The 14,460-nt window shown below is 59.2% G+C and carries 11 protein-coding genes; 8 read left to right on the top strand and 3 right to left on the bottom strand.

All coding sequences use genetic code 11. The features are described 5' to 3' along the window. Positions 1–32 precede the first annotated feature (32 nt). A complete protein-coding gene (bfr, locus tag J3P79_RS23875) occupies positions 33–497 on the top strand; it encodes a bacterioferritin (protein WP_024778335.1) in 465 nt (154 codons plus the stop codon). Between the two features lie 92 nt (positions 498–589). On the opposite strand, the gene uvrA is transcribed toward bfr, so the two are convergent. Beyond that, on the bottom strand, positions 590–3,424 hold the full coding sequence (gene uvrA / locus J3P79_RS23870; RefSeq protein WP_039594462.1) for an excinuclease ABC subunit UvrA: 2,835 nt from the start codon (positions 3,422–3,424) through the stop codon (positions 590–592). A 168-nt stretch (positions 3,425–3,592) separates the two neighbouring features. Here uvrA and J3P79_RS23865 point away from each other — a divergent pair, with 168 nt between their 5' ends. Continuing rightward, entirely contained in the window at positions 3,593–4,990 is a 1,398-nt protein-coding gene (locus tag J3P79_RS23865; protein ID WP_434606123.1) for an MFS transporter, read from the top strand. A gap of 9 nt (positions 4,991–4,999) precedes the next feature. Next, positions 5,000–5,515, top strand: coding sequence for a single-stranded DNA-binding protein (locus J3P79_RS23860; RefSeq protein WP_024778338.1), 516 nt, complete (start codon positions 5,000–5,002; stop codon positions 5,513–5,515). Positions 5,516–5,633: 118 nt separating this feature from the next. Here J3P79_RS23860 and J3P79_RS23855 read toward each other — a convergent pair whose 3' ends face one another. After that, the gene (locus J3P79_RS23855) at positions 5,634–6,701 is read right to left on the bottom strand and encodes a LacI family DNA-binding transcriptional regulator (protein WP_434606121.1); all 1,068 of its coding nucleotides are present in this window, start codon (positions 6,699–6,701) and stop codon (positions 5,634–5,636) included. A 213-nt stretch (positions 6,702–6,914) separates the two neighbouring features. On the opposite strand from J3P79_RS23855, the gene J3P79_RS23850 reads away from it, so the two are divergent. Then, positions 6,915–8,231, top strand: coding sequence for an MFS transporter (locus J3P79_RS23850; protein ID WP_434606118.1), 1,317 nt, complete (start codon positions 6,915–6,917; stop codon positions 8,229–8,231). Next, entirely contained in the window at positions 8,228–10,615 is a 2,388-nt protein-coding gene (locus tag J3P79_RS23845; RefSeq protein ID WP_434606116.1) for a TIM-barrel domain-containing protein, read from the top strand. Before J3P79_RS23850 ends, J3P79_RS23845 begins: the two co-directional genes overlap by 4 nt. A 90-nt stretch (positions 10,616–10,705) precedes the next feature. Here the strand turns inward: J3P79_RS23845 and J3P79_RS23840 are convergent, their stop codons facing one another. Next, positions 10,706–11,263, bottom strand: coding sequence for a cysteine hydrolase family protein (locus J3P79_RS23840; protein ID WP_434606113.1), 558 nt, complete (start codon positions 11,261–11,263; stop codon positions 10,706–10,708). A 98-nt stretch (positions 11,264–11,361) separates the two neighbouring features. On the opposite strand from J3P79_RS23840, the gene J3P79_RS23835 reads away from it, so the two are divergent. From J3P79_RS23835 to J3P79_RS23825, 3 genes are all read left to right on the top strand, one after another. Beyond that, a complete protein-coding gene (locus J3P79_RS23835) occupies positions 11,362–12,357 on the top strand; it encodes a GlxA family transcriptional regulator (RefSeq protein WP_434606111.1) in 996 nt (331 codons plus the stop codon). A gap of 197 nt (positions 12,358–12,554) precedes the next feature. Further along, positions 12,555–13,664 (top strand): DUF3182 family protein, encoded by a 1,110-nt coding sequence (locus tag J3P79_RS23830; RefSeq protein WP_434606109.1) that lies wholly within the window; start codon positions 12,555–12,557, stop codon positions 13,662–13,664. Next, a complete protein-coding gene (locus J3P79_RS23825) occupies positions 13,654–14,412 on the top strand; it encodes an alpha/beta hydrolase family protein (protein ID WP_434606107.1) in 759 nt (252 codons plus the stop codon). The genes J3P79_RS23830 and J3P79_RS23825 overlap by 11 nt, the downstream gene beginning before the upstream one ends. Positions 14,413–14,460: the final 48 nt, after the last annotated feature.

Below are 14,460 nucleotides of genomic sequence, written 5' to 3'. Positions count from 1 at the left end.
CAGCCTTTCAAAGCTTGTGGAGATGTAGGGCGATGCAAGGTCACCCAGACGTAATCGATTACCTCAACACGTTGCTGACCGGCGAACTGGCGGCCCGTGATCAATATTTCATCCATTCGCGGATGTACGAGGATTGGGGTTTTACCGAGCTCTACGAACGTATCAACCATGAGATGGAAGAAGAGGCCCAGCACGCCGATGCATTGATGCGCCGGATCCTGATGCTCGAAGGCACGCCACGCATGCGTCCGGACGACCTGGACATCGGCACCACGGTGCCCGACATGCTCGCTGCCGACTTGCGCTTGGAGTACAAGGTCCGCGCTGCGCTGTGTAAAGGCATCGAGCTGTGCGAACAACACAACGACTACGTAACCCGCGAAATCCTGCGCGTTCAGCTTAACGACACCGAAGAAGATCACACTTACTGGCTTGAAAAGCAGTTGGGTCTGATCAAGCTGATCGGGTTGGAGAATTACCTGCAGTCGCAGTTCTGATGGATTCCTTGTGGGAGCAAGCTCGCTCCCACAGGGAAACAAAAAGCCCCTGCCATCGAAGAGATGACAGGGCTTTTTCGTGCTGGGGGAAATCAGTCCCGATCACGCTCCAGCAGCGGCTTGAGGTAATACCCAGTGTGGGATTGCTTCATCTCCGCCACTTGCTCCGGCGTCCCCACGGCAATGATCTGCCCACCCTTGGAACCGCCCTCCGGGCCCAGGTCCACCAGCCAGTCAGCCGTCTTGATCACGTCCAGGTTGTGCTCAATGACCACTACGGTGTTGCCGTGATCGCGCAGACGATGCAGCACGTCGAGCAGTTGCTGGATATCGGCGAAGTGCAGGCCGGTGGTCGGCTCGTCGAGGATATACAGGGTCTTGCCGGTATCGCGCTTGGACAGCTCGCGGGATAGCTTGACCCGCTGCGCCTCGCCACCGGACAAGGTCGTCGCCGACTGCCCGAGCTTGATGTACGAAAGACCTACGTCCATCAATGTCTGGAGTTTACGTGCCAACGCCGGTACGGCGTCGAAGAACACCCGAGCCTCTTCAATGGTCATCTCCAAGGTTTCGTGGATGTTCTTGCCCTTGTACTTGATCTCCAGCGTTTCGCGGTTGTAGCGCTTGCTCTTGCACACGTCGCATGGCACGTAGATGTCAGGCAGGAAATGCATTTCCACCTTGATCAAGCCATCGCCCTGGCAGGCTTCGCAGCGTCCGCCCTTGACGTTGAACGAGAACCGGCCCGGCCCGTAGCCTCGCGAGCGAGACTCCGGTACTCCCGCAAACAGCTCACGAATCGGCGTGAACAGCCCGGTATAAGTGGCGGGGTTGGAGCGCGGCGTGCGGCCAATCGGGCTCTGGTCTATGTCGACGACTTTGTCGAGATGCTCCAAGCCCTTGATGCTGTCATGAGCGGCAGCTTCCAAGGTCGTGGCGCCGTTCAGGGCCGTGGCGCTGAGGGGGAACAGCGTGTTGTTGATCAGTGTCGACTTGCCGGAGCCGGACACACCGGTAACGCAGGTCAGCAGGCCGATCGGGATCTCCAGATCGACGTTGCGCAGGTTGTTGCCGCGGGCGCCCTTGAGGGTCAGCGACAACTTTTTGTTCCGTGGCGTACGCTTGGCCGGGACCTTGATCTTCACCCGGCCCGACAGGTATTTACCCGTCAGCGAGTCAGGATGCGCCATGACCTCGGCCGCAGTTCCCTGGGCGACGATATGGCCCCCATGCACGCCAGCGCCAGGACCGATGTCCACCACATAGTCGGCCAGGCGGATCGCGTCTTCATCGTGCTCGACCACGATGACCGTGTTGCCGATGTCCCGCAGGTGTTTCAGCGTTCCGAGCAGTCGATCATTGTCCCGTTGATGCAGGCCAATGGACGGCTCATCGAGGATGTACATGACGCCCACCAGGCCGGCGCCGATCTGACTGGCGAGGCGGATACGCTGGGCTTCACCGCCGGACAGGGTGTCAGCGCTGCGGTCGAGGGTCAGGTAGTCCAGGCCAACGTTCACCAGGAACTGCAAGCGCTCGCGAATCTCCTTGAGGATCTTGTCGGCGATTTCGCCTCGGCGACCCGTCAGTTTGATTCCCTCGAAGTAATCGGTGGCGTCGCCGATCGGCAGGCTGGTTACCGCCGGCAGGGTTTTCTCGCCGACCCACACGTGCCGCGCCTCACGGCGCAAGCGGGTGCCGCGGCAATCCGGGCAGGGCTGGGTGCTGAGAAACTTGGCGAGTTCTTCGCGCACGCTGGCTGACTCGGTCTCGCGGTAACGTCGCTCCAGGTTGGGCACGATGCCTTCGAACGGGTGGGAGCGCTTGACGATATCGCCCCGGTCGTTCAAGTATTTGAAGTCGACGTTCTGCGAGCCGCTGCCGTGCAGGATGAACTTCTGCTGTTCGGCGGGCAGCTCGTTGAAGGGCTTGTCCAGGCTGAACTTGTAGTGGGCCGCCAGCGAACCGAGCATCTGGAAATAGTAGACGTTACGCCTGTCCCAGCCTCGAATTGCGCCTTCGGCCAAGGTCAGTTCGCCATTGACCAGGCGCTTGGTGTCGAAGAACTGCTTGACCCCCAGGCCGTCACAGGTCGGGCACGCGCCGGCCGGGTTGTTGAAGGAGAACAGCTTGGGCTCCAGCTCGCTGATGGCATGGCCACAGATCGGGCAGGCGAAGCGCGCGGAGAAGATCATCTCTTCACCCGGTTCGTCGTCCATCGGCGCAACCAGGGCGATGCCGTCGGCCAGCTTCAGGGCTGTCTCGAACGATTCGGCCAGGCGCTGTTGCAAGTCGGCGCGGACCTTGAAGCGGTCCACCACCACATCGATCGAGTGCTTCTTCTGTTTATCCAGCTTCGGCAGTTCGTCCAGCTCGCACAGCTTGCCGTTGACCCGCGCACGTACGAAGCCTTGGGCGCGCAACTCTTCGAAGACCATCAAGTGCTCGCCCTTGCGCTCGCGGATGACCGGCGCCAGGAGCATCAGTTTGCTGCCTTCGGGCTGGGCCAGCACCAGGTCGACCATCTGGCTGACGGTCTGGGCTTCCAACGGAATGTCGTGGTCCGGGCAGCGGGGAATACCGACCCGCGCATACAGCAGGCGAAGGTAGTCGTAGATCTCGGTAATGGTGCCAACCGTCGACCTGGGGTTGTGGGAGGTCGATTTCTGCTCGATGGAGATCGCCGGCGACAGGCCTTCAATGGTGTCGACATCGGGTTTTTCCATCATCGACAAGAACTGCCGGGCGTAGGCCGACAGCGATTCGACATAGCGGCGCTGGCCTTCGGCGTACAAGGTGTCGAAGGCCAGGGATGATTTTCCGGATCCGGACAGGCCGGTGATAACGATCAGCTTGTCCCGGGGCAGGGTCAGGTCGATGTTCTTCAGGTTGTGGGTACGGGCCCCACGAATCAGGATCTTGTCCAAAGTGGCCTCGCTCGGCGGGCGTCGAAAACGTAGGAGTATACGGGTAAATACTGGATGGATACACACTATCAAGCGTCATACATGAAGACTGCGCGGCAAACGGTCGCCATATACCCCCTCAATCGATCGGACTGGTAGAATCCCCGCCGGTTCACACGAGGTTTTTCCATGCACGATCCCCACAGCGAACGCATGAGTAGCGGCGAGACCCGCGCGGCAAGCGGCCTGGCCCTGGTGTTCGCCTTTCGCATGCTGGGCATGTTCATGGTGTTGCCGGTACTGGCGACCTATGGCATGGACCTGGCGGGCGCGACCCCGGCCCTGATTGGGTTGGCGATCGGCGCCTATGGCCTGACCCAGGCCATTTTCCAGATTCCCTTTGGCATAATTTCCGACCGTATCGGTCGTCGTCCGGTCATTTACCTGGGACTCATCGTCTTCGCCCTCGGCAGCGTGCTTGCGGCGAACGCGGACTCGATCTGGGGCGTGATTGCCGGCCGGATCCTGCAAGGGGCGGGTGCGATCTCCGCCGCCGTCATGGCCTTGCTGTCAGACTTGACCCGCGAACAGCATCGGACAAAAGCCATGGCGATGATCGGCATGACGATCGGTCTGTCGTTCGCCGTCGCCATGGTTGTAGGACCGCTGTTGACGCGAGCCTTTGGCTTGTCAGGCCTGTTCCTGGCAACCGGTGCCATGGCATTGATCGGTATCCTGATCGTTGCGGTCATCGTGCCGCGCTCCACGGGGCCATTGCAGCACCGCGAATCCGGCGTGGCCCGCCAGGCGTTGGTGCCGACCCTCAAGCATCCCGACCTGCTGCGCCTGGACCTGGGCATCTTCGTCCTCCACGCCATGCTGATGTCCAGCTTCGTGGCCCTGCCGCTGGCACTGGTGGAAAAGGCCGGCCTGCCCAAGGAGCAGCATTGGTGGGTGTATCTGACGGCACTGGTTATTTCGTTCTTCGCCATGATTCCGTTCATCATCTATGGCGAAAAGCGACGCAAAATGAAACGAGTTTTACTCGGCGCCGTCGTGACGCTCATGCTCACTGAGCTATTCTTCTGGCAGTTCGGCGACAGCCTGCGGGCCTTGGTAATCGGCACCGTGGTGTTCTTCACCGCGTTCAACCTGCTGGAAGCGTCGCTGCCGTCGCTGATCAGCAAGGTTTCACCGGCGGGCGGCAAGGGCACGGCGATGGGGGTTTATTCCACCAGCCAATTCCTGGGTTCGGCACTGGGCGGCATCCTCGGCGGCTGGTTGTTCCAGCACGGCGGTTTGTCGGTTGTGTTCCTGGGATGTGCCGCGCTGGCTGCACTTTGGTTGGCCTTTGCTGTTACCATGCGCGAACCTCCGTATGTGACGAGCCTGCGCTTGCCGTTGTCGCCCGAAGCCATCCGCGAAGCAGGCCTGGCCGAGCGCCTCAGGGCCGTCGTTGGAGTAACCGATGCAGTGGTGGTCGCCGACGAGGCGGCCGTGTATATCAAACTGGACACCGAATTATTGGATCGTGCGACGCTTGAGCGCCTGGTGAACAACCCGGCCCCGGCAGCGTGCGAAGCCTAGGAGAACGTTATGGCCCGTGGGGTTAACAAAGTCATATTGGTCGGTACTTGCGGCCAGGATCCAGAAGTTCGCTATCTGCCTAACGGCAACGCCGTGACCAACCTGAGCCTGGCGACCAGCGAACAATGGACCGACAAGCAAACCGGCCAGAAGGTCGAGAAGACCGAGTGGCACCGCGTGTCGATGTTCGGCAAAGTGGCTGAGATTGCCGGCGAATACCTGCGCAAGGGTTCGCAGGTCTACATCGAAGGCAAGCTGCAGACCCGCGAGTGGGAAAAAGACGGCATCAAGCGCTACACCACCGAAATCGTGGTCGACATGCAAGGCACCATGCAATTGCTCGGTGGCCGTCCGCAAGGCGACCAGCAGCAGGGTGGCAACAACTATCAACAGTCGGCTCCGCGTCAGCAAGCCCCTCGTCCGCAGTCGGCGCCACAGCCACAGCGCGAACGCCCGGCTCCGCAACAGGCCGCGCCGCAGCCGGCTCCGGATTTCGACAGCTTTGATGACGATATTCCGTTCTGATTGCAGTGGTATTGGTCGATGAGTTTACTCATTCGCTGATACTTTAAAGCTCGATAAAAGCCCTCTTCGCTGCAAAGCCAGGAGGGCTTTTTTCGCTCTGTGTAAAGCCGCGAATCAATCAGTCGTAAATAATCTTCTGATAGACCGGCGTCTGCTTGGCGCTGTGCTTGATGCGCCGCACTGAGCTGCCGGTGATGAGTCGGCCACCGAGAAGAAGATTGCCACAAGGCGATCGCGGTTCGAAAAGCTGCTGTCTCAAGACTCTAATCGCTTCTGCGCCCAATTCATCGCGGGGCACGTGAAGGGTGGTGAGCGGTATGTCGTTGATGTCGGCCAGGTTGAACCCGTCCATGCTCATCACCGAAACATCCTGAGGAACCCTCAGGCCAGCATTCTGGAGCGCTTTAACGGCCCCGGCTGCCATGAAGTCACCCCCCGCCAGGATGGCAGTCGGTCGGTCGTCAGGTGCGCAGTTTTCCAGGAAGGCCGCGACCCGCGCCTCAGATTCAGCACTGCCGAAACCGTCGGCAACCATCAGGTGTTTTGTTTCGATAAATTCGAGATTTTGCTCCTTCCAGGCATCACGAATTCCACGAATTCGCAGATCCATCGTGTACCGCCTGAGACACTGGAGGGTCAGTACATTTCGGTGCCCCATCTGAAACAGATAATTTATCGAATAATGACCGATTAAAAAGTGGTCGGGCGATATCGAGGGCAGGCGCATGCTGCGATCGATGCAGTTGATCAGTACCGTCGGCTTGCTGAGATCGGCCGCCAGTTGATGTATGTGCGGATCATCAATGCCAATCAGGATCGCCGCACCGGTGTCCTTCTGATTCATCTTTTCCAAAAACAGCAAGGCGTCGCTATCGACCTCTTCAAGCTCGCAGTAGCGCACTCGAACATCGTGTTGCGCGACCGCCTGGGTGATGCCCTGGATAACTTTGTAATAGAAGATATCGGCGCGTACGTTGAAGGCCCGCGAGGGCGCAAAGATGGTCAGCCCGTTGAGGAGGAAGCGGCCATTGGCGAGGCCTTCCATTACCCCGTGCTGACGAGCCGCCGCGAGCACTTTTTCCCTGGTGGCCGGACGGGTATTGGATTTGCCAGCAAGCACCCGTGACACCGTCGCGGTGGACAGGCCCGTCTGTGCCGCTATTTCAGCAATGCGTAATTTCCCCATTCCGGGCTGATCCATTGAGACAATTTATGTAAAGGCTTTCATAGCAGAAAAGGGCCATCTCTCCTAGCACACTTGGGGTTCTGCCGAGCCGTACCAATAGCGAATGTAAATTTATACACGCCTGCTTCTGTACGGATCATGAGCAGTTGCCATAGCGTTCAAGCCTCAAATAAAAACAAAACGCCGGAAAATCCGGCGACAGGCGAAGAATTGATGACTATCGATATCGAACGCAATGCTCGACTTTCGGCCAAGCTAAAATTCATCCCGCATCTGCGTTGGTGGATGCTCTCGCTGTTTTTGCTCGGCGTCACCGTCAACTATATAACCCGCAATTCATTGGGCATCTTGGCGCCAGAGCTAAAGACCACGTTCAGCATGTCGACTGAACAATACTCGTGGGTGGTCGCCTCGTTTCAACTTGCCTATACGGTTTTCCAACCCATCTGCGGCTGGCTGATCGATGCGATCGGACTCAAGCTCGGCTTCGTGATATGCGCCATCGTATGGTCGGTGATGTGTCTTCTTCATGCTGGGGCCGCGAGTTGGGTGCACCTGGCGATTCTGCGTTTTTTCATGGGCGCTTCGGAGGCAGCGGCAACACCTGCCAATGCCAAGGCGATAGGGGACTGGTTTCCGAAAAAGGAACGACCTATCGCTGCGGGCTGGGCGGGGGTTGGTTTTTCTCTGGGGGCGATGCTCGCCCCTCCGATCATCTATCTGGCTCATGTAAGCCTGGGCTGGCAGGGCGCATTTCTGATTTCCGGGGGAATCGGCCTGATATGGGCCGCCGTCTGGGGATGGCTCTATCACGCCCCCACTATTCACCCGCGCTTATCGCCCAATGAATTGGAGCATATCCAACAAGACGGCGAAAAAATCGGCCAGCAAATGCCCTTTTTCAAGGCGTTGAAAAAGATTGGTCGGGACAAGCGGTTTTACGGTATCGCACTTCCTGCCTTCATGGCAGAGCCGGCATGGGCGGTCATGAGTTTCTGGGTGCCACTGTATCTGGCGAACGAAAGAGGAATGGACCTCAAGCAGATTGTACTGTTTGCCTGGGTTCCGTTTCTTGCGGCGGATCTGGGCAGTGTCGCCAGCGGTTATCTATCACGCGCTTACCATCGTTTTTTCAAATGCACGCGGGTGAATTCGATTGTCGCCAGCTCAATCACCGGCGCGTTCCTGATGTTTTCGTTAGCCGTGATGACTCAGGTGAAAGACCCCTATGTTGCGATTGCGCTTATTTCAGTCGGCGGTTTTGGCCACCAGATTATTTCCTGCATGTTAAGTGCACTGGTCGTCGAAACGTTCGATCGGGATGAGTTGGCGACTGTGAACGGAATGCGAGGCTCATGTGCCTGGATTGCCAGTTTTGTTTTCTCGCTGATCATCGGTGTCAGCGTGGACAAAATAGGATTCAACCCATTGTTCATCGCAATGGGGCTCTTTGATTTTGTAGGTGCGTTTTTCATGATTTTGTTTATCGCGGACAGAGCGTCCAAACCTAAAGCGGTGCGTGCACAATGAAGTCACTTAAAGTCTGGACATTAAAGGCTCAGGAGAAAGGCTACATTGAGCTCCTGGTCGAGGGCCGGCATCTCTTCAGAATCCATATCCTCGAAGACGGTTTGGCGCGTGTTCTGCTTATGCGTGCAGGCACGTTGGCACTGGATCGGACCTGGAGCATTGCGCCCCGGGAGGACGTCGCCTGGGAGGGCCGGCCCCGCGAGTCGTTGGCGGATTTCTCTTTGCCCGCGTACCGGGTCGAAGAGTTCCAGGACCGGTTGGTACTTACGACCAAAAAGCTACGCATCACGGTGAATCAACCACTGTGGCTACAGTGGGAATACCACGACGGCCAGGACTGGAGGCCGTTGGTCTCGGATCGGCCTACCGGTGCCTATTCGCTTGATGCTCATGGCGAAGGCCTGGAGCATTACCAATTGCGCGCGCCCGAACATCGCTATTACGGGCTCGGCGAAAAAACCGGCGATCTGAATCGCGCCGGCAAACGTTTTGAAATGCGTAACCTGGATGCAATGGGCTATGACGCCGCAAGTACCGACCCGTTGTACAAGCATATTCCCTTTGTCATTACGCACCAGGAACACGCCAGCTTCGGGATCTTCTATGACAACCTGAACACCAGCCTGTTTGATCTGGGTAACGAGCTGGATAATTACCACCGGCCGTATCGTCGATACAAAGTGGACGCCGGTGATCTCGACTACTGGGTACTTGCAGGCCCGCGCATACTGGATGTGACAAAGGCTTTCGTTCGCCTGACCGGACGCACCTTGTTTCTGCCTAAATGGAGCCTGGGCTACAGCGGCTCGACCATGCGCTACACCGATGCCGACAATGCCCAGGAACAGCTGCTGGAGTTTCTTGATCTTTGCGGGCAGCACGACATTCCCTGTGACTCTTTCCAACTGTCATCCGGGTACACCTCCATTGGCGAGAAACGCTATGTGTTCAACTGGAACCACGAAAAGGTCCCAGACCCCAAGGCGCTTGCCCAGGCCTATCGTGATGCCGGCGTCAGACTGATTGCCAACATAAAGCCGTGCCTCCTGCAGGACCATCCACGCTACGCCGAGGTAGCCAATCGAAAGATGTTCGTCAGCGACTCTGAACAGGACACGCCAGAGCGCTCGGTCTTCTGGGACGATGAGGGGTCTCATCTGGACTTCACCAACCCGGACGCTGTCAGTTGGTGGCAGTCAAATGTCACATCACAACTGTTGGAACTGGGCATTGAATGCACGTGGAACGATAACAATGAATTCGAGGTGTGGGACGGTGAGGCGCGCTGCCATGGCTTTGGGCGCGAGATAGCGATCAAGCACATCCGACCCGTCATGGCATTGCTGATGATGAGAGCTTCTTTAGAGGCACAACAGCGGTTTTCGCCATCAGAACGGCCCTACCTCATCTCACGCTCAGGGTGTGCCGGCATGCAGCGCTATGTCCAGACCTGGAGCGGTGACAACCGGACCAACTGGCAAACCCTGCGCTACAACACCCGCATGGGCCTGGGCATGAGCCTGTCGGGGTTGTACAACGTCGGGCACGATGTCGGTGGGTTCTCCGGTAATAAGCCGGATCCGGAGCTGTTTGTCCGTTGGGTCCAGAATGGCGTGATGCATCCGCGCTTCACCATTCACTCCTGGAACGACGATGGCACCGTCAATGAGCCGTGGATGCATCCAACAGTCACCGATGCCGTCCGTGACGCCATTGGGCTCAGATACAGATTGATGCCTTATTTCTACACCTTGCTGTGGCAAGCCAGTCACGAAGATGAGCCCATTCTGCGACCGACGTTTCTTGACCACGAGCATGACCTTCAAACGTTCGAGGAAAACGACGAGTTCCTTCTTGGCCGAGACGTCCTCGTCGCCAGCGTTGTAGAGGAGGGCGCACGCGAGCGCGAGGTGTGGCTACCCCTGAATGCGACAGGTTGGTGCGACTGGCATACCGGTGACTGGTACGACGGCGGCCAGCACGTTGTTTTGAGTGCACCTTTGGAACGGTTGCCGTTGTTGGTACGAGGGGGCGCAGCGATACCGACCGGTGAATGCCACAAGCTTAACGATCCCTCTCTTGATCGGCGTCGCGAACTGGTGATTTTTCCTGCACCTTCAGGCGCCTCCAGTGGCGTGTTGTTTGAAGATGACGGCATCAGTCATGACTGGAAAAACGGAAGCTGCATGCTCATCAAATGGACCCTTGAATATGGCCCGGACTTCATTGATTTGACGATCGCCAAAACGGGGGATTTTTATCCTGCGTGGGAGCTGCTTGAGGTGTCCTTGAAGGTCGCGGATGCGCGAGCCTTGAGAATCAATGGCCGCAGTGGCTGCGCTTTGAAGTTGGCCGACATTCCGGAGCATAGACAACTTCATTGATTCCCGATGAATCTTGCCCTCCCAATCCAGGAGGGCAGATCCAAGGGGCGTTGGAGGCACTGCCAGCGAGTAGACGGTTTATGGCTACGCCTACGCTTGGCTATCGCTGAGGAACTGCTCGGTACTCACCACATTCGCATAGGCAAACCCCAGCGCCGACATGAACGCGGCATGGACGTGGGCAGCAGGGACGACGAGGCCGTTGAATTCCAGGTCGCGGCTGGCACAGGCATCGTGCACCACCGTGACTTCATAGCCCATGTCAGCGGCAGCGCGAGCGATGCCGTCGATGCACATATGGCTCATGCTACCGACGACCACCAACCGCTCGATGCCGTGCTGTTCGAGGATTGCTTGCAGTTCGGTTTCGCGAAATGAATTGACGAAGTGCTTGAGCACGACTGGCTCATCGGCGTGGTTGAGTACCTTGGGGTGCAACTGTGCGCCTTCGGAGCCTGGGGTGAAGAAAGGCGCGTCGTCGGAGGTGAATTCGTGGCGGATGTGTACCACGCTGTCGCCGGCCTGGCGAAAGGCTGCGATCAACCGGGCGGCGTTATCGGCGGCGGTGTCGGCACCGACCAGTGGCCATTTTCCCTGGGGGAAGTAGTCGTTCTGGATATCGACTACGATGAGCGCTTGCTTGGACATGAGGACTTCCTCGATCAGGTTGGGTAGGGCGCCAGTATTGGCGTTCACCGCGGGGTCGAGAATTGGCCGCAACGACAATAAGCGAGGGAAAACTGACAATGGCGCAGGAAAGGGCATTCGTCGAACTCGGCGTGCTGATCTACCCCGGCGCGCAAATGGCTGCGGTGCACGGTTTGACCGATCTGTTTGCCGTGGCGGATGGCATCGCGGCGCAGCAGGCCAGTGCGCAACTGCCGCGGCTGCGCGTGAGCCACTGGCAAACGGCGGGCGGTAAAGTGCCGTTTCGGATGTTCGCCAGTGATGCCGGTCCGGACCTGCCCTTGGTCGCGTTGCTGATCCCGCCATCCATTGCAGGCTTCAATGAAGATGTTGCCACACCGCCGCTGATGGATTGGCTCCGGGCGCAACACGCCAGCGGCACGGTACTGGGCGGGGTTTGCGTCGGCTCGATCCTGCTGGCCGAAAGCGGTTTGCTGGACGGGCGCAGCGCCACGACCCACTGGACCTCGGCCAAGACCTTTGCGGCGCGCTATCCGAAGATCAAGCTCGACGCCGATAAACCGATTGTCGATGACGGCGACCTGATCACCACCGCCGGGCTCATGGCCTGGTCGGAGCTCGGGCTGCGGCTGGTGGATCGCTTGCTCGGGCCCAGCATCGCCACGCGCACCGCGCAGTTTCTGGTGATCGAGCACAGCGACAGCGCGAGCCAGTGCGGCAGTAATTTTGCGCCGATCCTCGGGCACGGTGACGGTGCGATCCTGAAGGTACAGCATTGGTTGCAACGCAGCGGCGCGGTGGATGTTTCCCTTGGCGCGATGGCCGAACAGGCGGGGCTGGAAGAGCGCACCTTCCTGCGCCGATTTCGTGCGGCCACCGGCCTCAAGCCCACCGAATACTGCCAGCACCTGCGGGTTGGCAAGGCCAGGGAAATGCTGGAGTTCACCAATGGCACCATCGATCACATCGCCTGGACCGTCGGTTACCAGGATCCGTCTGCCTTTCGAGCGACTTTCAAGAAAATCACCGGGTTGGCGCCAAGTGACTATCGGGCAAGGTTCGGCGTAAGCCCTCAGAACGCAGGCAGAAGCTGAAACACGGGAAAAACCGGAGCCGACGTCGTGCAATTTGCCGGGCAGTTGCTGGCCGTCGTGCAGAATGAAACAGGCCCGGTGCCACATCATCCGCTCATCCCCCCGTTTCCTCGACCGTTCGTCCCCCACCGAGCCGTTGGCCTGATCTCTGCAATCCTTATAGCTACGGCTATTGAGCGCAGTTGAAAGGACAACGCATGACCCAGATCCCTCGTGACAAATGTGTAGTGGCCCACTCGGTCAATCCCCAGGCACCGCTGCATGAGGTCGAGACCAACCGGGCACTGGCGCGCTGGTTGGCGAACATCCTCGGCCTGGAATACAGCGGCAGCTATGACAGCCAGAAACACGCCGGGCGAGATTTGTACCTGCTGCCCACACAGACCCTGATCGGCCCGGAGGCTGCGTTGCGCCTGGGCGTCAAGGGACCGGATGACCTGTGGGGCGGCTACGTCGATCACGACTTTATCTGCACCAAGGCGATTGCCCATGGTCTGTTGAACAAGGACGCGGTCGCGCCGAAGGGCTGGTCACCGCTGTTCGCCAAGCTGACCCGGGGCGTCGTGCTCGACGGCGTCAGCGTGTTTTCGCTCAAGGATGCGCGCCAGGCCGCCGAGCATTTGCTGTACACCGGGCCGATCCGCTTCAAGCCCATCCATGCTTGCGCCGGACGTGGCCAGCGGGTCATCCGCAGCATCGCGCAGTTCGATGAAATCGTCGCGGCTCCAGACGCCCAGGCAATGTTCAGCGAGGGCATCGTGCTGGAACAGAACCTCAGTGAGGTCAAGACCCAGAGCGTCGGCCAAAGCTTCATCAACGGCAAGGTCTTGAGCTACTGCGGCGTGCAGCACCTGACCCGCGACAACGAAGGGGAAGAAGTCTACGGCGGCTCTGACCTGCTGGTGGCGCAAGGTGGCTACATCGAGCTTCTCGGCCTGGAACTGCCGGACGATGTGCGCGAAGCGGTGCGGCTGGCGCAGGTATTCGATGATGCCGCCAACCAGGCGTTTCCGACGTTCTTTGCGTCGCGGCGCAACTACGACATCGCCCAAGGGACGGATAACGGTGGCCAGCCTCGCGGCGGCGTGCTGGAGCAATCCTGGCGAATGGGCGGCGCCAGCAGCGCGGAGCTTGCGGCGCTGCAGGTGTTTGTCGAAGACCCCTCGATCCGCGCGGTTCGGGTGTCCTCGATCGAGACTTACACCGACCAACCACTGCCGCCCGGCGCCACGGAGGTTTATCGCGGCGCGGCGGAGAATGGTGATTTCCTACTCAAATACGTAACGGTCCAATCCTATGACGGCTAGAAGTGAAACCATCCAGATTGCGATTGATGATGAGCATATGAACGGGACCTTCCTCAGCCCCAAGTCGAAGGTCCCCGGCGTGTTGTTCGTCCACGGTTGGGGCGGCAGCCAGGAGCGTGATCTTGAACGGGCCAAGGGCATTGCCGGCCTGGGCTGCGTGTGCCTGACCTTCGATTTGCGCGGGCACACCGGGGGCGCGGGAATTCCGTTGTCACGGGTCACTCGTGAGGACAACCTGCGGGACTTGCTGGCGGCCTACGACCGATTGCTCGCCCACCCGGCCCTCGACACCTCGGCGATTGCCGTGGTCGGCACCAGCTACGGTGGCTATCTGGCCTCGATCCTGACCTCGTTGCGACCGGTGCGCTGGCTGGCCCTGCGGGTGCCGGCGCTGTACCGCGACGAGCAATGGCACACGCCCAAGCGCGACCTGGATAAAACCGACCTGCTGGACTATCGCAGCACCTTGGTCCACGCCGATACCAACCGCGCCTTGCACGCGTGCTCGCAGTTCACCGGCGATGTGCTGCTGGTGGAGTCCGAAACCGACGACCATGTGCCCCATGCCACCATCATGAGTTATCGCGCCGCCTGCCAGCAGACTCATTCGCTGACCCATCGGATCATCGACGGCGCCGACCATTCCCTGAGCGACCCCGTGTCACAACAGGCCTACACCTCGATCCTGGTGAGCTGGATCACGGAAATGGTGGTGGGCGAGCGGTTGAGCATCATTCAGGAGCGGTAGACCTTTAGAGTTCAGGCAGCCCTCATCGCGAACGTGCTCGCGATGAGG

The organism is Pseudomonas sp. R1-7, assembly GCF_051132105.1.
In the GTDB taxonomy this organism is placed as follows: Bacteria; Pseudomonadota; Gammaproteobacteria; order Pseudomonadales; family Pseudomonadaceae; genus Aquipseudomonas.
This window is presented reverse-complemented; position numbering and strand designations above follow the sequence as displayed.